Source organism: Nonomuraea sp. NPDC054003, assembly GCF_055585125.1.
Map to the genome: position 1 here is coordinate 155,215 of NZ_JBVJKR010000008.1, position 17,057 is coordinate 172,271.

Here is a 17,057-nt window from a genome sequence, read left to right on the forward strand (position 1 = left end):
AGCTGGTCAGCCGCGCTGATCGTCGACGTGATCGCTGAGCACGGCCTGGAGGGCGTGCCGCTCACGGCTCGCGAGCTGGGCCATCAGGCGGGGTCCCTCGTCGAAGCCGACCACGTCGGTGATCAGGTGCCGGCGTAGCAGCTCGCCGCGGCCCGCGAGCAGGACGACGCTCTCGTACGAGAGCCGCTCCCGGTCCCAGGCGTGCGCCAGGCCGCGCGGCACCCGCCCGATCTGCGCGCAGCGCAGCGACAACCCGTTGTGGTGGAACTCCTCGCCGAGCCGCACCTCCTGGGCGCCGTCGGTGTAGAAGGCCAGGTCGACGGCCACCCCCTGGGGCCGCAGCAGCTTCAGCGCCAGGGCCAGCGCCCTGGCCCGGCCGCGGCACTGGAAGACCACGTCGGCGCCCCGGTCGTCGGGGCCGTGGCGCCAGCGCCGCTTCAGCTCGACCGCCGGATCGGCGTCGGCGGCCAGCGTGTCGGCGCCCAGCGCGGCGGCGACCGCCAGCCGGTCAGGCGTCTCGTCCACGACCACCACCTCCGCGGCCCCGTACGAGATCGCGAACGACGCGGTCAGCAGCCCGACCACGCCCGCGCCCACCACCGCGACCCGCCGCCCGCGCACCCCGTCGCCGAGATGGTGGACGTCCTGGCCGTACAGGTCGGCGGCGGCGTGCAGCAGCCCGTTGGCGCAGATGGGGCCCATGTGGGCGACGTAGATGCCGAGCATCGGGTCGAGCTCGCCGGGCAGCGGCACGAACCGGTCGCGCATCGGGTCGGCGACGTAAGCGCTGCGGTGCCCGTACGCCATGGCCACCAGCGCGCCCTCGGCCACCGCCCGGGTGCGGGTCTCGACCACCCGGCCGACCTGCATGTAGCCGATGCCGCGCACCGGGTAGGCGATCGACGGCGTGCCCTCCAGGAACAGGCCGAGGCCGCGGTCCCAGGTCGAGGTCAGGTAGGGGTTGTCGCCCTTGACGTAGGTGAGCTCGGTGCCGGCCGACACGCCGCTGTGGACGGTCTCCACCAGGAACCCGCCGTCGGGCACGTCGCCGAGTTTCTCCTCGACCAGCGTCACTTCGCCGGGCGCCTCGATGCTGAGGACGGTCGCGACGTCATGCATCGAGCATCACCGGCTTCCGTTCGCGTGCGGACCGCGCCAGCGCCAGAGCCAGCCGGTGGGTCTTGAGCGCCTCCCGGTACGGGACGCGCACGTCGGCCTCCTTACCCTGGACGGCGTCGACGAACGCGCGATCCACCGCCACTTTGGCCTCGCCGCCGTCCCGCAGCCGCTGCTCGCCGTCGACGACCAGCTCGGTCTCGCTCAGCTCCAGCGCGATGCCCTCGGCGTGCACCTCCAGGCCGGCCCGGTGCTTGCGGTCCAGCAGGCAGCAGGTGGCCAGCAGCCCCGTGGCGCCGGCGGCGAAGCTCATGACGGCGGCGGTGGCCCGGTCCACCTCGCCGTCTGCGGCGTTCCCGGCGGGCACCGCGTGCACCATCGTCACCTCGCCCACGAGCAGCCGCGCCAGGTCCAGCACGTGGACGGCCTGCTCGACGGTCTGACCGCCGGACCTGCCCGGATCGAGCCACCAGGCGACCGGCGGCACCTTGTCCAGCCAGTGGCCCAGCGCGAGCCGTACCGGCCGGTCGGCCAGCAGGTCCCGGGCGCGGTCGAGGATGTCCAGGTAGCGCCAGTGGTGGCCGACGGCGGAGGGCAGTCCGCGCCGGTCGATCTCGTCCGCGATCGACTCCGCGGTGGCCAGGTCGAGCGAGAGCGGCTTCTCCACGAAGATCGGGAGATCGCAGGCCAGGATGTCACGCTCGGGGTCACCGTGCGCGAAGGGAGGCACGCACACGTACACGGCATCCAGCCCGCCCGCGCTCAGCAGGTCCGCATGGTCGCCATAGGCGGGGGAGCCGTGCTTGGAGGCCAGCGCCTCGGCTCTGCGAGGATCGGTATCGGCGATCCCGGCGATCGTCACGTCGGGGAAACCTGATAGGACGTCGGCATGACGGGCGGCGACATTGCCGGCCCCTACGATGCCCACACGGATGGCGGGAGACATAACCCGGCATATCCCACGCCCTCCAGAAAACAAACAAATACGTTCGAAGAGTCATCAAGGGGGCAGTTGTCGCCGACCTGACCTCCAAAGATCGGGGTTGACTGCATGAAATCAGATCTGGAGGCCTTGACGAGGGTCCGGGAATGGTACGGACTCCACTCCAGCACGGCCGCCGACTGGCCGGTCGACTCTCTCCTGCTGGCCAAGGGAGCCACCACGGTGAGCGTGGTGCTGCCGGCCCACAACGAGGAGTCGACGGTGGGCGACATCGTCACCGCGATCCGCCGCGACCTGGTGGAACGGGCTCCGCTCGTGGACGAGATCGTCGTGGTCGACTCCCTGTCCACCGACGCGACCGCCTCCAGGGCGGCCGCGGCGGGCGCCCGGGTCGTCGCCCAGGAAGCGGTGCTCTCCCACCTTCCGCCGCTGACCGGGAAGGGCGAGGCGCTGTGGAAGGGGCTGGCCGCCACGACCGGGGACATCGTCGTGTTCGTGGACGCGGACCTGCGCGACTTCGGCTCGCACTTCGTCTCCGGCCTGCTCGGGCCGCTGCTGCTGGACCGTGACATCCAGTTCGTCAAGGGCTCGTACGAACGCCCGTACACGGGCGCGGACGGGGTGGCCCACCGCGGCGGCGGCGGGCGCGTGACCGAACTCGTGGCCCGCCCGCTGCTCAACATGTTCTGGCCGGAGCTGTCCGGCTTCGCCCAGCCGCTCGGCGGCGAGTACGCGGCCCGCCGCGAGGTGCTGGAGCAGGTCCCCTTCGTCACCGAGTACGGCGTCGAGTTCGGGCTGCTGGTGGACCTCCTGCAGCTCGTCGGCCTGGACGCGATGGCCCAGGTGGACCTGGGCGTGCGCGTCCACACCCACCAGTCGGTGGCCGCGCTCGGCCGCATGTCCGGGCAGATCATGCTGACCGCCTGGTCCCGTCTGGAACGCCAGGGCCGCCTCGTCTCCCCGGAGTCGCCCGCCCACACGCTGTTGCAGTTCGGCCTGGATGGGCAGTCGGACCTGGTGGACGTGGGCGTGGCCGAGCGGCCGCCCCTGGCCACTCTCGTCTTAGAGGAGGACGTGGCTTGAACATCCTGCTGAACGCCGGGCCCTGGCTCCCCGTACCGCCTCCTGGATACGGCGGCATCGAGAACGTCGTCGCCACCCTGATCCCCGAGCTGCGCGCTCGGGGGGTGCGGGTGGTGCTGGCCTCGGTGGGGACGAGCGCCATCGAGGTGGACGAGCTGATCAGCGTCTACGCCGACGGCCAGTTCCCCCACCTGCAGAAGCCGTACAACCAGGTCATGGGCATCGCCCACGCCCACCAGGCGCGCGTGGCCGAGGAACTGCGCCGCCGCGACGACATCGACCTCGTCCACGACCACCTCGAAGTGGTCGGCCCCGGCGTGCTGGCGGCGCTGGACGGCCCGCCCGTCCTGCACACCCTGCACTGGGACCTGCACAAGCACGCCGCCTTCTACGACTCCTTCCCTCACAAGATCGCCGTCAACGGCGTCTCCCACTCCCAGCTCGCCCGCGCCCCCGAGGCGCTGCGCCGGGCCGCGCTGGGGGCCGTGCACCTGGCCACCCCGCTCGCGGGCACCGGCCTGCGGGTCGAGCGGGGCGAGCACCTGGTGGTCATGGGCCGCGTGTGCGGGCTCAAGGGCCAGCACGTGGCCGCCCGCATCTGCCAGAAGCTCGACCTGCCGCTGACGCTGGCCGGACCGGTGAGCGGCCTCGACACGCCCGCCGAGCTGGAGGCCGTCGCCCAGGACCCGTCCCACCCGCTCTACGGCCACCCCGACGTGCGCTACCTCGTCGACCACGTCTCCACCTACCTCGACGGCGACCGCGCCACCTGGATCGGCTCGGTCGGCGGCGAGGACCGCGACCGGCTCTACGCCTCCGCCCGCGCCTCGCTGTTCCCCATCCAGTGGGACGAACCGGGCGGCACCGCCGTCGTCGAGGCGCTGGCCCTGGGCGTGCCGCCGGTCGGCCTGCGCCGCGGCTGCCTGCCGGAGATCATCGACCACGGCCGCACCGGCTTCCTCGCCGACACCGAGGAGGAGCTCGCGGAGTGGATACTCCGGGTGGACGAGATCGACCCGGAGGAGTGCCGCCGCGAGGCCGCCCGCCGCTTCTCGCCGGCCGTCATGGCGGAGCGCTACCTGGAGCTGTACGAGCGGGCGATCAGGAGAAGCCCCGTGGCAGCACGGTGACCGGGACCGGGGCGGCGCGCAGCATCTTCATCGCCAGCTCGCCCAGGAACACCCGGTGCGGCTGGGCGTCCTCGCTCGCCGCGCAGATCAGCAGCTCGCCCGGGAGCCACGTGGCGGTCTCCATCGCGGCCGCCACGTCGTGGCCCTCGGCGACGTCGGCCTCCGCCTCGATCCCCGCGGTCTCCCAGGCCAGGCGCACGGCCAGCGCCAGGTCGTCGCGGATGCGCTCAGGATCGTCGGTGCGCAGGTCGAAGGTGATCAGCCGCAGCGGCACGCCCAGCCGCAGCGCCGCCTGAGACATCCGCGCCACCGCCTCGTCACACTGCGGCCGGTGCACGTACGCGAGCGTGAGCCTGGACAGTTCGCCGGTCGGCGCGAAGCCGGACGGCGCCACCATCACCGCCTCCGGCGACAGGTGGAGCAGGTGGTCGCCGGTGCTGCCGAGGGCGATGCGGCCGTGCTGCCCGCCGGCCGCCGACCCGACCACGATCAGGTCGGCCTTGATCCGGCTGGCCAGCACCCCCAGCCCGCGGCCGGCGCCCCGGCTCTCGAACGCCATGTACTCCGACGGGACGTCCTCCAGCGCCACGCCCGCCTCCGCCAGGTTGGCCTGGGCCTCCACCGCCCGCCCCGGGCTGCCGGGCGGATAGATCGAGGCCACCGTGAGCTCGCCGCCGGTGACCCGCGTGATGGCCGCGCCGAGGGCCAGCGCCTCCCGCCCGCCCGCGTCGTGGGTGTAGCCGACGATCACGTGCTCTCCGATCACGAAAGCGTCTTTACCCGCTTCGAGCAGGGAATACGCCGTCATTGCAAAGCGTTGCACAACAACGGAGGCGAAAGGAATTGAAGATCACTCTTGATACCAAGTTCATGGGTTCGTCCGGCATGATCACCCTGCGTGACGCCGTCGGGCAGCTGAGGGCCCAGGACCTCGCCTGTACGGTCGCGGGCGACAAGGTAGGGGCGAAGGCACGGATGTTCGCCGAATGCGTCGAGCGCGGTTTCACGCCGCTCCGCAGCGAGATCATGGCCGCCTGCTACATGGCCGAGCGCGACGCCGTCACCGAGTCCTTCGAGCGCGGCCTCATCACCCGGGGCGAGTTGGAGCAGACCCAGCTGGCGCTGTCGAGGCGCTTCCTCGGCGCCACCTGATCTTCCTCCTTTCTGACGCACATCGCGGTGCCATCTCCTCGTAAAGTCGTGTCCATCACCTGTTAATGGATTGGACACGTGTGTACCGCGACATCGTCGACTTCGCACTCACCACGCCGGCCTGGCTGCACACCCTGGCCGAGGTCGGCACCGACGCCGGCCTGTTCATCTTCGCCGCGCTGTTCCTCGTGTGCTGGTGGCGCGCCCGCCACGCTCCCGCGCGGGACCTGGCGATCGCCATCGCCGGACCGGCCGGGATCGTGGGCGCGTACGTGATCAGCGAGGTGCTGAAGCTCCTCGTCAGGGAGGACCGGCCGTGCCGGGGCGGCGTCGTGACGATCGCCGCCTGCCCTCCGGTGGCGGACTGGTCGTTCCCCAGCAACCACTCGGTGATCGCCGCCGGGGCCGCCGGAACCCTCATGCTGGCCTGGCGCGCGCTCGGCTGGGTGGTGGTGCCCCTGGCCGTCGTGATGGCGTTCTCCCGGGTGTTCGTCGGCGTGCACTACCCGCACGACGTGATCGCCGGGTTCGTGCTCGGCCTGGCCCTCGCGCCGCTGCTGGCCCTGCTGATGGTCGGCGCCGTCACCCCGGTGGTCCGCCTGGCCCGGGCACGCCTGTCCGCCGTAGGTTGAGCGCATGGAACTGGTGACGGTCGAGGACATCCGGGCGGCCGCCGGGCGGATCGAGCCGGTCGTCGTCCGCACCCCGCTGGTGCCGGTCGGAGACCTCCTGGTCAAGCCCGAGAGCCTGCAACGGGTCGGCTCGTTCAAGATCCGCGGCGCCTACAACGCGGTGGCCCGGCTGCGCCCCGCCGGGGTCGTCACCCACTCATCGGGCAACCACGGCCAGGCCCTCGCCTACGCGGCGGCGAGCTTCGGCGTGCCCTGCGTGGTCGTGGTGCCCGAGGGCACGCCCCGGGTCAAGACCGACGCCATCCGCCGCCACGGCGCCGAGCTGGTCGTGGTGCCGCCCGACCGGCGCCTGGCCGCCGCCGCCGAGGTGGCCGCCGGGCGCGGCCTCACGCTGGTGCCGCCGTACGACCATCCGGATGTGATCGCCGGGCAGGGCACGATCGGGCTGGAGATCCTGGCCGGCCTGCCCGACGTCGAGGTGGTCGCGGTGCCGGTCAGCGGGGGAGGGCTCGTCTCCGGCATCGCCGCCGCCGTCAAGGCGCTGCGCCCCCGCGCCGCCGTGATCGGCGTCGAGCCCGAACTGGCCGCCGACGCCGCCGAGAGCCTGGCCGCCGGCCGGCTCATCACCTGGGAGCCCGCCCGGACGTTCCGCACCAGCGCCGACGGCCTGCGCGCCGAGCTGTCGGTGCTGACCTTCGCCCACCTGCGCGCGCACGTCGACGCCGTCGTCACCGTCACCGAGGACGAGATCCGCGCCGCCATGCGCCACCTGGCCACCGCCGGACGCCTGGTGGCCGAGCCGAGCGGCGCCGTCGCCACGGCCGCCCGCCTGTCGGGCAAGCTGCCGCGCGGGCTGACGGTGGCGGTGCTGTCGGGCGGCAACGTCGACCCCGCCCTGCTGCGCGAGGTGCTTCAGACCGCAGACCAGGAGTGACGGCTGAGGAACCCCCGCTCGCCCGTCGCGTACTCGTGGAAGGCGCGCCGCACCTCCTCCAGCTCCGCCACCTCGGCGCGCACCATCGCGCCCTCCTTGTACTCCAGCTCGTAGCCGGGGGAGACCTGGATGAAGTGGTGGCCGAAGGTCACCAGCGCCACGAACGGGTTCTGTGGCGACATGGTGCCGAGCACGTCGTGCACCAGCCCCAGATCGGGATCGTGCACGATGAGCCCGTCGCCGGTGTGGAGCTGCATGCCCTGGTAGACCCCGAGCGGCGCCACGTTGTGCACGAGGTCGCGCTGCGGGTCGTAACACACCAGCCCGTACGCGCGCGCGACCTCGAACACCTGGGCCGACATCTCGTCCATGGTCTCCAGGTCCATCGTCACCAGCACGTGGTCCCCGTAGACGGTGACGGTGCCCGGCAGCTCCTTGGCGACCTCCGGCAGCTCCCTCTGAACGGGCTCGCCCTTGCGGACCTCCAGATAGGCGGCCCGTGCCTGGTCCCTGGAGACGGGCACGGGCTCGTCCCACACCATCAACTCAACGCTCACCCGTCCATCTTGTCGGACCAAGGCCGCACTTGATGGGGTACCAGCTGGAACCGAGCCGAAACCGCGCCCTGACGCAGCCCGCCCGGCGTGGCGTCGCTACGTGGTGGCGGCCGGCTTCTCCGTCTCGGGCACCAGCTGGATCGTGCAGTGCATGCACCGGCGCGCCTCGATCGGGATCTCGCCCAGGCACTCCGGGCACTCCTTCGTGGTGGCCGCCTTGTCGCGGTCGAACAGGGTGACGAGCCGCGTCATCGGCAGCACGACCAGCCAGTAGACCACCGCCGCGATGATCAGGAAGGTGATCAGGTGGTTGAGGAAGTCGCCGTACTTGAACTCGCTGCCGTTGACGGTGAACGAGTACTGCGCGAAGTCCGGCTGGCGCCCCCCGGTGACGGCGCCGATCAGCGGCGTGATCAGGTCGCGGACGAGGGCCTGCACGAGCCCGCTGAAGGTCGCGCCGACGATGACGGCCACCGCCAGCTCGACGATGTTGCCGCGCAGCAGGAATTTTCTGAAACCAGCCATAGCAGGCAACCGTATGTAGGCGGCCAAGCACAGGTCAACACAGGGTTTCAGACGGCGTCGAAGCGTCCGGCTTTGACCGCGTCCCGGAACTCTTCCCACTCCTCGCGATCGAACGAGAGCGTCGCGCCTTCAGCATCCTTGCTGTCGCGAATGAGGATTTTGTCATCGTATTGCGCCACTTGTACGCAATTTCCGTTGTTGCATGAGAGCCAATGCGGCTTATGGGGAGCCTGCGGAGAGCTCATGCGGAACCTCTCAGAGTGTCTCTATGGCTGTGAAAGAGCCATCGTAGTCTCATCAGCAAGCTATCAAGCTGATGTTACGCCAGGGGTGGATGGGCCACTCTTCTTGAGCTTCTCGATGAAAGCCTCCCAAGCCTCGGCGGAGAAGTTCAGCACGGGGCCGTCGCGATGTTTGGTGTCGCGGACGGCGATGCGGCCGTCGGGCAACATCGCCACGGCGATGCAGCTACCGTTGTTGCAGGAGGGAGTCTTCCAGCAGAGTTCCGGTTGGGGATTCGACATCATGTGCCCCTCCTGACTTGCTGACGGTAGGCGTCTACGATGAGTTGCCTCGCGCGCGTGCCGATGCTGGAGGTGGAGTTCCCCGATCCAGCTTCAGATACGTTCGGATGCAATCACCATCGGCAATTGCATCAGCTCTTGCCTTAATACTCAAGCGGCGCGTTTCGGGATCCTGGTTGTCAATCGGGGAGCTGGAAAGGTTGCTGTATCAGCTCCACGTGATCGGCGATGGCTGAGGCAGCCAGCAGTTCAGTTTGATCTACGCGCCCGAACCGAGGGCCGACGCTGAATGATGGCCTGTATGAGCCCGATAGACGCGATTCGATCAAGGTGATCGGCTCGAGGCGCGGATGAAATGTCAGGGCCGGATCACGGTCACCGGTTCACCGCACCTGGTCGCGCTGACGACGAATTCCTGCTGCACCGTCCCGTTGGCGGCTATATATGCTTCGACCGTGCTTCCCGGCTAAGGAGTTCGAGACTGAGGCCATCCCGAGGGCCACTTCTTCTTCGGACCAGCACAAGCAGTTTCATCGCTTCCGCGAGATAATCGACTACCTGACCTCGATGGCCCAGCCTGTGGAGGGTGGCACCGACATGATCGTAAGCCGGGTGGCGACGATGGACCGGGCATGATGACCGGCGCCAACCCCACACTCCGCCAGCGCCAGCTCGCCAACCGGCTGCGCGATCTGCGGCACGACTCGAACATGAGCATCGCCGAGGTCGCCGAGGCGCTCCTCTGCTCCGCCGCCAAGATCAGCCGTATCGAGACCGCGCAGCGCCGGGCGAGCCTCCGCGACGTCCGGGACCTGTGCAAGCTGTACGGGATCGAGGATTCCTCCGAACTGATGGCTCTGGCCAAGGACGCCCGCGAGCTGGGCTGGTGGCAGGACGGCGAGGACGTGGACTTCCGGCCCGTCCCCGGGCTGGAGAACGACGCGATCGCGATCTCCGAGTTTGAGACCACCACGATCCCCGGCCTGCTCCAGACCGAAGACTACGCGCGGGCGGTGATCCAGGGGTTCCTCCCCCAGATCGATCCGTCTGTGCGGGAGGATCGGGTCGCCTACCGGATGAAGCGCCAGAACGTGCTGCGTAAGACGAAGCCGCCACGCTACTGGGTCCTGCTGGACGAGTCCGCGCTGCACCGCCACATCGGTGGCGAGCAGACGATGGCCGACCAACTGGACCAGGTCGCCGAGATGGCCGCGGCGCCGCACATCACCGTGCAGGTGGTGCCGTACACGGTGGGCGCGCACATGGCGCTCGACAGCGCATTCATGTTGCTGGAGTTCGACCCGAGCGCGGGTGTGGCCGACACCGTCTACATGGACACGCTGGCCGGTCAGATCTTCCAGGAAAAGCCGGCCCAGCTCGCGCGCTTTCGTGAAGTGCTCAATCAACTCCGTGCGGCGGCCCTCAGCCCGAAGGACTCGATCGCCCTCGTGCGTCAGCGGAGTGCTGCCTTCAAAGGTTGATCAGCAGGCAAGGTCTTATAGAGCCGCTTCCAAAACCCGGTTGCATGCCAGTACTGCCGGGCGCATTCGTTAGGGTGAGGGTTTCGTTACTCGTAAGGCTAAGGCGCTGAAACGGGGAATCTCTACCTTGCTCCCTTCGGGGTCGTTCTCCCACTTGTGTTCGCTCTTCGGCTGTACCTAGGTCCGCCGAGGACCGTTCACTCGGGGAGGAGGTGACCTTGATGCCGTCGCAGGGTGGCGACCGAGGTGGCGCGGACGAGCCGTTATGGCCCGTTCTCGTTATCGCGGTTGCGGAAACGATGAAGGCTCTAGCCGATATCGTGCAGGCGCTGGGGAGCATGCACAGCGGCCGACCTTGATGGTCTCGTACCAAAGATGACCACCGAGGCCGACCGAAAGAGGGGCTTCGCGTCTGTCACTTGGCCGAGGGCTGACGCGGAGCCTCTCGCTGTTGGGCCTAGTCAACGCTTTGGTGGAGCGCCTCCGAATGCCTTCGCCTTGTAGATGGTACCCCGTTCTGATGCGGGAAACCCTGGCAATTGCCTTTGGCAGCACGCGATCGCGCTTCAATCCCTGGTCATAGGCTAGGCGTAGGAATGGAAATTGCCAAGAGGTCGCCTTGGGGACATTGATCGATCTTTCATGCTCGGAAAGCGAGCTCGTGCGGTGAACGACAGCCCGGATCCGGCTTCAGCACGCTGGGAATTCGCGGGCTGCCTCTGAGGGCCTGCTGTGTGCAGGGCTTCTAGAGGGTGATCGGGGTCCAGTCGTAGCGGGTTTCCGTCCCAGATGCTCAGTGCGGTGGCCGTCTTACGTCCCGGCCTCGACCAGATCGAGATCTCGAAGTGCGGCTGGAGCACTACGAGGTGATCGGAGCGGAACGAGGGGAAGGTACTGGTCGCGTCAGCGGGAAACGAGGCCGGGCTTGTCCGGTAGGGCGGGGGAACGGAACATGGGAGGGACCGGGAGGAAGCCTCGATGATCGAAATCTGGCCGGGAGATCCTTACCCGCTCGGGGCGACCTATGACGGCGCCGGCACCAACTTCTCGCTCTACACCGAGGTCGCGGATGCCGTGGAGCTGTGCCTGTTCGACGAGGACAACCGCGAGGAGCGGGTGAAGCTCACCGAGGTCGACGGCTTCATCTGGCACGGCTACCTGCCGGGCATCGGGCCCGGCCAGCGCTACGGCTACCGGGTGCACGGTCCGTACGACCCGGCGCACGGGCTGCGCTGCAATCCGAACAAGCTGCTGCTCGACCCGTACGCGATGGCGATCGAGGGCGGGGTGACCTGGCACGAGGCGGCGTACGGTTACCGGTTCGGGCATCCCGACACCCGCAACGACCTCGACTCGGCCCCGTACGTGCCGCGCTCGATCGTCGTCAACCCGTTCTTCGGCTGGGGTCACGACCGGCCGCCGGCGACCCCGTACCACGACACGGTGATCTACGAGGCGCACGTGCGGGGGCTGACCATCAGCCATCCGAAGATCCCCGCGCGGGTGCGCGGCACCTACGCCGCGCTCGGCCATCCGGTGATCACCGACCATCTGACGAAGCTGGGCGTCACGGCGCTGGAGCTGATGCCGGTCCACCAGTTCGTCACCGACCACGTCCTGGAGCAGCGCGGGCTGTCGAATTACTGGGGCTACAACTCGATCGGCTTCTTCGCGCCGCACAACCGCTACTCCAGCACCGGGCAGCGGGGCCAGCAGGTGCTGGAGTTCAAGGCCATGGTGAAGGCACTGCACGAAGCCGGCATCGAGGTCATCCTGGACGTCGTCTACAACCACACGGCCGAGGGCAACCACCTGGGGCCGACGCTGGGCTTCCGCGGCATCGACAACCCCAACTACTACCGGCTGGTCGACAACGACAAGCGCTACTACATGGACACCACCGGCACCGGCAACAGCCTGCTCATGCGCTCGCCGCACGTGCTGCAGATGATCATGGATTCGCTGCGTTACTGGGTCATCGAGATGCACGTCGACGGGTTCCGGTTCGACCTGGCCTCGACGCTGGCCCGGGAGCTGCACGAGGTCGACCGGCTGAGCGCGTTCTTCGACCTGGTGCAGCAGGACCCGGTGCTGTCGCAGGTCAAGCTCATCGCCGAGCCGTGGGACGTCGGGCCCGGCGGCTACCAGGTGGGCAACTTCCCGTCGCGGTGGACCGAGTGGAACGGCCGCTACCGCGACACCATCCGCGACCTGTGGCGCGGCCAGCCGGCCACGATGCCGGAGTTCGCCTCCCGGTTCACCGGGTCGAGCGACCTCTACCAGGCCGACACCCGCCGCCCCGCCGCCTCGATCAACTTCGTCACCTGCCACGACGGCTTCACGCTGCGGGACCTCGTCTCGTACGACCACAAGCACAACGAGGCCAACAAGGAGGGCAACCGCGACGGCACCGACGACAACCGGTCCTGGAACTGCGGCGCGGAGGGCCCGGCGGGCTGGGCCATCGAGTCCCTGCGCGAGCAGCAGAAGCGCAACTTCCTGACCACGCTGTTCCTGTCGCAGGGCGTGCCGATGCTGTCGCACGGCGACGAGCTGGGCCGCACCCAGCAGGGCAACAACAACGGCTACTGCCAGGACAACGAGCTGACCTGGGTCGACTGGTCGGACGTGCGGGAGAACTGGCTGCTGCTGGAGTTCACCCAGAGCCTGGCGGCGCTGCGCAAGAAGCATCCGGTCTTCCGCCGCAGGCGGTTCTTCTACGGCAAGCCCGTACGGGGACTCAGCGACATCGCCTGGCTGACCCCGTCGGGCGAGGAGATGACCGACAGCGACTGGAACGTCGGCTACGCCAAGTCGCTGGCCGTCTTCCTCAACGGCGAGGCCATCACCGAGCCCGACCGGCGCGGCCGGCCCATCAGGGACGACTCGTTCCTGCTGCTGTTCAACGCGCACCACGACACCATCCGCTTCACGATCCCCAAGGACTACGGCGAGATGTGGCAGACCGAGATAGACACCGCGATGCCGATCAGATTGGACGTGCGCATGTGCCGCGCCGGGGAGGGCGTGGCGGTGCCGGGGCGGAGTGTGCGGGTGCTGCGCCGTGTCTGATTCCCTGACCAGGCCCGTCTCGACTTACCGGCTGCAGCTGACCCCCGACTTCGGCTTCGCCCAGGTGGCGGAGATCGCCGGCTACCTGCGCGACCTCGGGGTCAGCCACGTCTACCTGTCGCCGATCCTCCAGGCGACGCCCGGCTCCCTGCACGGCTACGACGTCACCGACCACTCCAGGATCCGCGAGGAGTTCGGCGGCGCGAAGGGCTTCCGCGAGATGGCCGAGCAGCTCGCGGCGCACGATCTCGGCGTCGTGCTCGACCTGGTGCCCAACCACATGAACACCAAAAACGCCGCGTTCTGGTCGGTGCTGAAGGACGGCCCGGAGTCCCCGTACGCGCGCTGGTTCGACATCGAGTGGGAGGACGGCAAGGTCGCGCTGCCCGTGCTCGGCGACGACACCGAGCCGGTCGTCGACGGCGACGTGCTGCGTTACCACGAGCACGAGTTCCCCTATCCGGGCCACTACCGGCTGGTCGACTGGCGGGAGGGGCCCGGCTACCGGCGTTTCTTCGACGTGTCCACCCTGATCGGGCTGCGGGCCGAGGACCCGGAGGTGTTCTTCGCCACCCACGAGGTGATCTTCTGGCTGCTCGACGAAGGGCTGGCCGACGGGCTGCGGGTCGATCACCCCGACGGCCTCGCCGACCCCCGGGGCTATCTGGAACGGCTGCGCGCCAGGTCCGGCGGCACCTGGACGGTCGTGGAGAAGATCCTCATCGGGGAGGAGCGGCTGCCCGCCGACTGGGCGTGCGACGGCACCACCGGCTACGAGACGCTCAACCGGGTCACCGGCCTGTTCGTCGACCCCGGTGGCAAGCGGCCGCTGGTCGAGCTGTTCACCCGGCTGACGGGCGAGCCCGCCGACTACCGGCAGGTCATGACCCTGGCCAAGCAGGAGGTCGTCGACCTGTTCTTCGGCGCCGAGGTGAGCCGGCTGGCCCGCGCCGCCTCCTGCGACCCGGCGGCGGTCGCCGAGCTGCTCGCCGCCATGCCGGTCTACCGGGCGTACGTGGTGCCGGGCGAGCCGCCGCCCGCCGTGTCGGTCGAGATCGTCGAGGGGGCGGCAGCGGTCTGCTCCTCCGCCGTCCACCCGCTCGTCGAGCAGGTCCTGCACGGGCCGCCCGAGGTGATCACCCGGTTCCAGCAGGCCTGCGGTCCCGTCATGGCCAAGGGCGTCGAGGACACCGCGCTCTACCGGTGGTTCCCGCTGTCGTGCCTGAACGAGGTCGGATGGGAGCCGGACCACTTCGGCGTGCCGGTCGAGGAGTTCCACGACTACTGCGCGGCCATGCCGCCGCACACCATGACCACGCTGTCCACCCACGACACCAAGCGCTCGGAGGACGTGCGGGCCCGGCTCTCGGTGCTGTCGGAGCTGCCCGAGGAGTGGGAGAAGGCGGTGTCGGAGTGGTCGGCGCAGGTCGCCTTCGACCGCCGGCTCGACTACCTGGCCTGGCAGAACCTCATGGCCGCCTGGCCGATCTCGGCCGGCCGGTTCACCGACTACCTGCTGAAGGCGGCGCGCGAGGCCAAGACCGCGATCTCGTGGGTGCGCCCCGACCCGGACTACGAGCGGGGGCTGCGCGCGTTCGCCGAGGCGGCCGTGCGGCTGCCGGTCGGCGAGTTCACCGAGCGGATCGACCGCTACGCGATGGCGAACTCGCTCGGGGCCAAGCTCGTGCAGCTCATGATGCCCGGCGTGCCCGACGTCTACCAGGGCAACGAGACGACCGACTTCTCCCTGGTCGACCCCGACAACCGGCGGCCCGTCACATATCCGCGCACCCCCGCCTCCGCCTGGGACGCCGCCAAGCTCCGGGTCACCACCCAGGCGCTGCGCCTGCGTCGGCGCGTCGGCCCCGCCGCACCGTACACGCCGCTGCGCGCGGACGGCGCGGCGGCGGAGCACGTGATCGCGTTCGCCCGAGGCGGCGACGACCCCACCGGGACCGGTGTCGGCGCGCGGGCCGTCGCCGTCGCCACCCGGCTGCCCGTCGGCCTGGAGCGGCGCGGCGGCTGGGGCGGCACCACGCTGTCGCTGCCGCCGGGCACCTGGCGCGACCTGTTCGGCGGCGGCGTGCACACCGGCCGGGTCCCCCTGGCCCACCTGCTCGGTTCCCTTCCCGTCGCACTCCTGGAGCGAAATGATCTTTGACGTGTGGGCCCCCAACGCCACGGCCGTCGAGGTCCTGGTCCTGGGCGAGCGGCGCGGGCTGTCCGCCGGGACGGACGGCTGGTGGTCGCTCGACGTGCCGGACGCCGTGCACGGCACCAGCTACGCGTACGTGATCGACGGCGACGGCCCCTACCCCGACCCCCGCTCCCGCCGGCAGCCCGAGGGCGTCTTCGGGCCCAGCGCCGTGTACGACCACGCCCGCTACACCTGGTCCGACCACGACTGGAAGGGCCGCGACCTGCGCGGCGGGGTGATCTACGAGCTGCACATCGGCACGTTCACCCCCGAGGGCACGTTCCAGGCCGCCGCCGGCAGGCTGGACCATCTCGTCGAGCTGTGCGTCGACTTCGTGGAGATCATGCCGGTCGCGCCGGTGCCCGGCACCCGCAACTGGGGCTACGACGGGGTCGACCTGTACGCGGTGAACGAGACCTACGGCGGGCCCGACGGGCTCAAGACCTTCGTCGACGCCTGCCACCGGGCCGGCATCGGCGTCATCCTCGACGTGGTCTACAACCACCTGGGGCCGTCGGGCAACTTCCTGCACCCGTTCGGCCCGTACTTCGGCGGGTTCGAGGGGAGCTACTGGGGCGAGGCGGTCAACCTGGACGGGCCCGGCTCCGACGTGGTGCGCCGCTACTTCATCGAGAACGCGTTGCAGTGGCTGCGCGACTACCACGTCGACGGCCTGCGGCTGGACGCCGTGCACGCGCTGCACGACAAGCGCGCCACCCACCTGCTGGCCGAGCTGGCCGAGGAGGTGGACGCGCTGTCGTGCGCGACCGGCCGGCCGCTGACGCTGATCGCCGAGTCCGACCTGAACGACCCGCGCATGGTGCGTTCCCTGGACGCGGGCGGCCTGGGCATGACCGCCCAGTGGAACGACGACGTGCACCACGCGCTGCACACCGCGGTGAGCGGCGAGACCCACGGCTACTACGCGGACTTCGCCGGGCTGTCCGCCCTGGCGAAGGTGTTCACCGACGGAGTCCTGCACGACGGCGGCTACTCCAGCTTCCGCCGCCGCTCCCACGGACGGCCCTACACCGGCGTCCCCGGCCACCGGCTGGTCGCCTGCCTGCAGAACCACGACCAGATCGGCAACCGGCCGATGGGCGACCGGCTGCCGATGCCCGCGCTCAAGCTCGGCGCGGGCCTGCTGCTGACCTCGCCCTTCACACCGATGCTGTTCATGGGGGAGGAGTGGGGGGCGGGGACGCCTTTCCTGTTCTTCTCCGACCACGCCGAGCCCCACCTGCGCGAGAGCGAGGGCGGGCGCAGGCAGAAGGAGTTCGAGGGCTTCGGCTACACGTGGGAGGCGCCCGACCCGTCGGCGGAGGAGACGTTCCTGAGCTGCAAGCTCGACTGGCAGGAGCTGAAGGACGAGGCGCACTGGTCGCTGCTGTGCTGGTATCGCGACCTGATCGCGCTGCGCAAGGCGCTGCCCGAGCTGACCGACCCGCGCCTCGACCGGGTCAGGGTGGAGACGGATCCGGCGGGGAAGTGGCTGGTCGTGTGGCGGGGCGAGGTGTGCGTGAGCGTGAACTTCAGCACGGACACGGTCACGGTGCCGGTGCCGCTGGGCGGGCTGCTGCTGTCGTCGGACGAGCCGCTGTCGGCGGACGGGCAGGGGGTACGGCTCCCGGGCCAGTCCCTGGTGGTCCACCGCCCCTCTTCCTGAGCGTCCGCCGTCCACAGGCAGTGGGTCCCGCGCCGGGTCATCCAC

The 17,057-nt window shown here is 69.8% G+C and carries 16 protein-coding genes; 9 read left to right on the forward strand and 7 right to left on the reverse strand.

Annotation, left to right across the window (positions count from 1 at the left end; genetic code table 11):
- Positions 1-6: 6 nt before the first annotated feature.
- Complete coding sequence (locus ACZ6YG_RS22210; RefSeq protein WP_148033960.1) at positions 7-1,119, reverse strand: zinc-binding dehydrogenase; 1,113 nt, start codon at positions 1,117-1,119, stop codon at positions 7-9.
- Positions 1,112-2,062: a Gfo/Idh/MocA family protein gene (locus tag ACZ6YG_RS22215; RefSeq protein ID WP_364226285.1), complete on the reverse strand. Its 951-nt coding sequence runs from the start codon at positions 2,060-2,062 to the stop codon at positions 1,112-1,114. Before ACZ6YG_RS22215 ends, ACZ6YG_RS22210 begins: the two co-directional genes overlap by 8 nt.
- A gap of 105 nt (positions 2,063-2,167) precedes the next feature.
- Between ACZ6YG_RS22215 and ACZ6YG_RS22220 the strand changes: the two genes are divergently transcribed.
- Positions 2,168-3,142 carry a glucosyl-3-phosphoglycerate synthase gene (locus ACZ6YG_RS22220; protein ID WP_466019091.1) on the forward strand — a complete coding sequence of 325 codons (975 nt, stop codon included), beginning with the start codon at positions 2,168-2,170 and terminating at the stop codon, positions 3,140-3,142.
- The gene (locus ACZ6YG_RS22225) at positions 3,139-4,272 is read left to right on the forward strand and encodes a glycosyltransferase (RefSeq protein ID WP_148033957.1); all 1,134 of its coding nucleotides are present in this window, start codon (positions 3,139-3,141) and stop codon (positions 4,270-4,272) included. Before ACZ6YG_RS22220 ends, ACZ6YG_RS22225 begins: the two co-directional genes overlap by 4 nt.
- Here ACZ6YG_RS22225 and ACZ6YG_RS22230 read toward each other — a convergent pair.
- A complete protein-coding gene (locus tag ACZ6YG_RS22230) occupies positions 4,244-5,038 on the reverse strand; it encodes a universal stress protein (RefSeq protein WP_261808810.1) in 795 nt (264 codons plus the stop codon). The genes ACZ6YG_RS22225 and ACZ6YG_RS22230 overlap by 29 nt on opposite strands.
- Before the next feature lie 119 nt (positions 5,039-5,157).
- On the opposite strand from ACZ6YG_RS22230, the gene ACZ6YG_RS22235 reads away from it, so the two are divergent.
- The 3 genes from ACZ6YG_RS22235 (at position 5,158) to ACZ6YG_RS22245 (ending at position 6,990) form a co-directional block, all read left to right on the forward strand.
- Positions 5,158-5,424 carry a hypothetical protein gene (locus ACZ6YG_RS22235; protein ID WP_466019092.1) on the forward strand — a complete coding sequence of 89 codons (267 nt, stop codon included), beginning with the start codon at positions 5,158-5,160 and terminating at the stop codon, positions 5,422-5,424.
- 65 nt (positions 5,425-5,489) lie between these two features.
- Positions 5,490-6,056 carry a phosphatase PAP2 family protein gene (locus ACZ6YG_RS22240; protein WP_466019093.1) on the forward strand — a complete coding sequence of 189 codons (567 nt, stop codon included), beginning with the start codon at positions 5,490-5,492 and terminating at the stop codon, positions 6,054-6,056.
- Positions 6,057-6,060: 4 nt separating this feature from the next.
- On the forward strand, positions 6,061-6,990 hold the full coding sequence (locus ACZ6YG_RS22245) for a threonine ammonia-lyase (protein ID WP_466019094.1): 930 nt from the start codon (positions 6,061-6,063) through the stop codon (positions 6,988-6,990).
- On the opposite strand, the gene ACZ6YG_RS22250 is transcribed toward ACZ6YG_RS22245, so the two are convergent.
- The 4 genes from ACZ6YG_RS22250 to ACZ6YG_RS22265 all read right to left on the reverse strand — a co-directional run bounded on the left by ACZ6YG_RS22250 (position 6,969) and on the right by ACZ6YG_RS22265 (position 8,599).
- Positions 6,969-7,547 (reverse strand): hypothetical protein, encoded by a 579-nt coding sequence (locus tag ACZ6YG_RS22250; protein ID WP_466019095.1) that lies wholly within the window; start codon positions 7,545-7,547, stop codon positions 6,969-6,971. The genes ACZ6YG_RS22245 and ACZ6YG_RS22250 overlap by 22 nt on opposite strands.
- A 96-nt stretch (positions 7,548-7,643) precedes the next feature.
- Positions 7,644-8,072: a large conductance mechanosensitive channel protein MscL gene (gene mscL / locus ACZ6YG_RS22255; protein ID WP_148033954.1), complete on the reverse strand. Its 429-nt coding sequence runs from the start codon at positions 8,070-8,072 to the stop codon at positions 7,644-7,646.
- A 47-nt stretch (positions 8,073-8,119) separates the two neighbouring features.
- Positions 8,120-8,317, reverse strand: coding sequence for a DUF397 domain-containing protein (locus ACZ6YG_RS22260; RefSeq protein WP_271275459.1), 198 nt, complete (start codon positions 8,315-8,317; stop codon positions 8,120-8,122).
- Between the two features lie 63 nt (positions 8,318-8,380).
- Positions 8,381-8,599 (reverse strand): DUF397 domain-containing protein, encoded by a 219-nt coding sequence (locus ACZ6YG_RS22265; RefSeq protein WP_466019096.1) that lies wholly within the window; start codon positions 8,597-8,599, stop codon positions 8,381-8,383.
- A gap of 629 nt (positions 8,600-9,228) precedes the next feature.
- On the opposite strand from ACZ6YG_RS22265, the gene ACZ6YG_RS22270 reads away from it, so the two are divergent.
- From ACZ6YG_RS22270 to treZ, 4 genes are all read left to right on the forward strand, one after another.
- Complete coding sequence (locus ACZ6YG_RS22270) at positions 9,229-10,077, forward strand: helix-turn-helix domain-containing protein (RefSeq protein ID WP_466019097.1); 849 nt, start codon at positions 9,229-9,231, stop codon at positions 10,075-10,077.
- A 978-nt stretch (positions 10,078-11,055) separates the two neighbouring features.
- A complete protein-coding gene (gene glgX / locus ACZ6YG_RS22275) occupies positions 11,056-13,149 on the forward strand; it encodes a glycogen debranching protein GlgX (protein ID WP_148033950.1) in 2,094 nt (697 codons plus the stop codon).
- Positions 13,142-15,310: a malto-oligosyltrehalose synthase gene (treY, locus tag ACZ6YG_RS22280; protein WP_466019098.1), complete on the forward strand. Its 2,169-nt coding sequence runs from the start codon at positions 13,142-13,144 to the stop codon at positions 15,308-15,310. The genes glgX and treY overlap by 8 nt, the downstream gene beginning before the upstream one ends.
- The gene (treZ, locus tag ACZ6YG_RS22285) at positions 15,300-17,012 is read left to right on the forward strand and encodes a malto-oligosyltrehalose trehalohydrolase (RefSeq protein ID WP_466019099.1); all 1,713 of its coding nucleotides are present in this window, start codon (positions 15,300-15,302) and stop codon (positions 17,010-17,012) included. The genes treY and treZ overlap by 11 nt, the downstream gene beginning before the upstream one ends.
- Positions 17,013-17,057 lie beyond the last annotated feature (45 nt).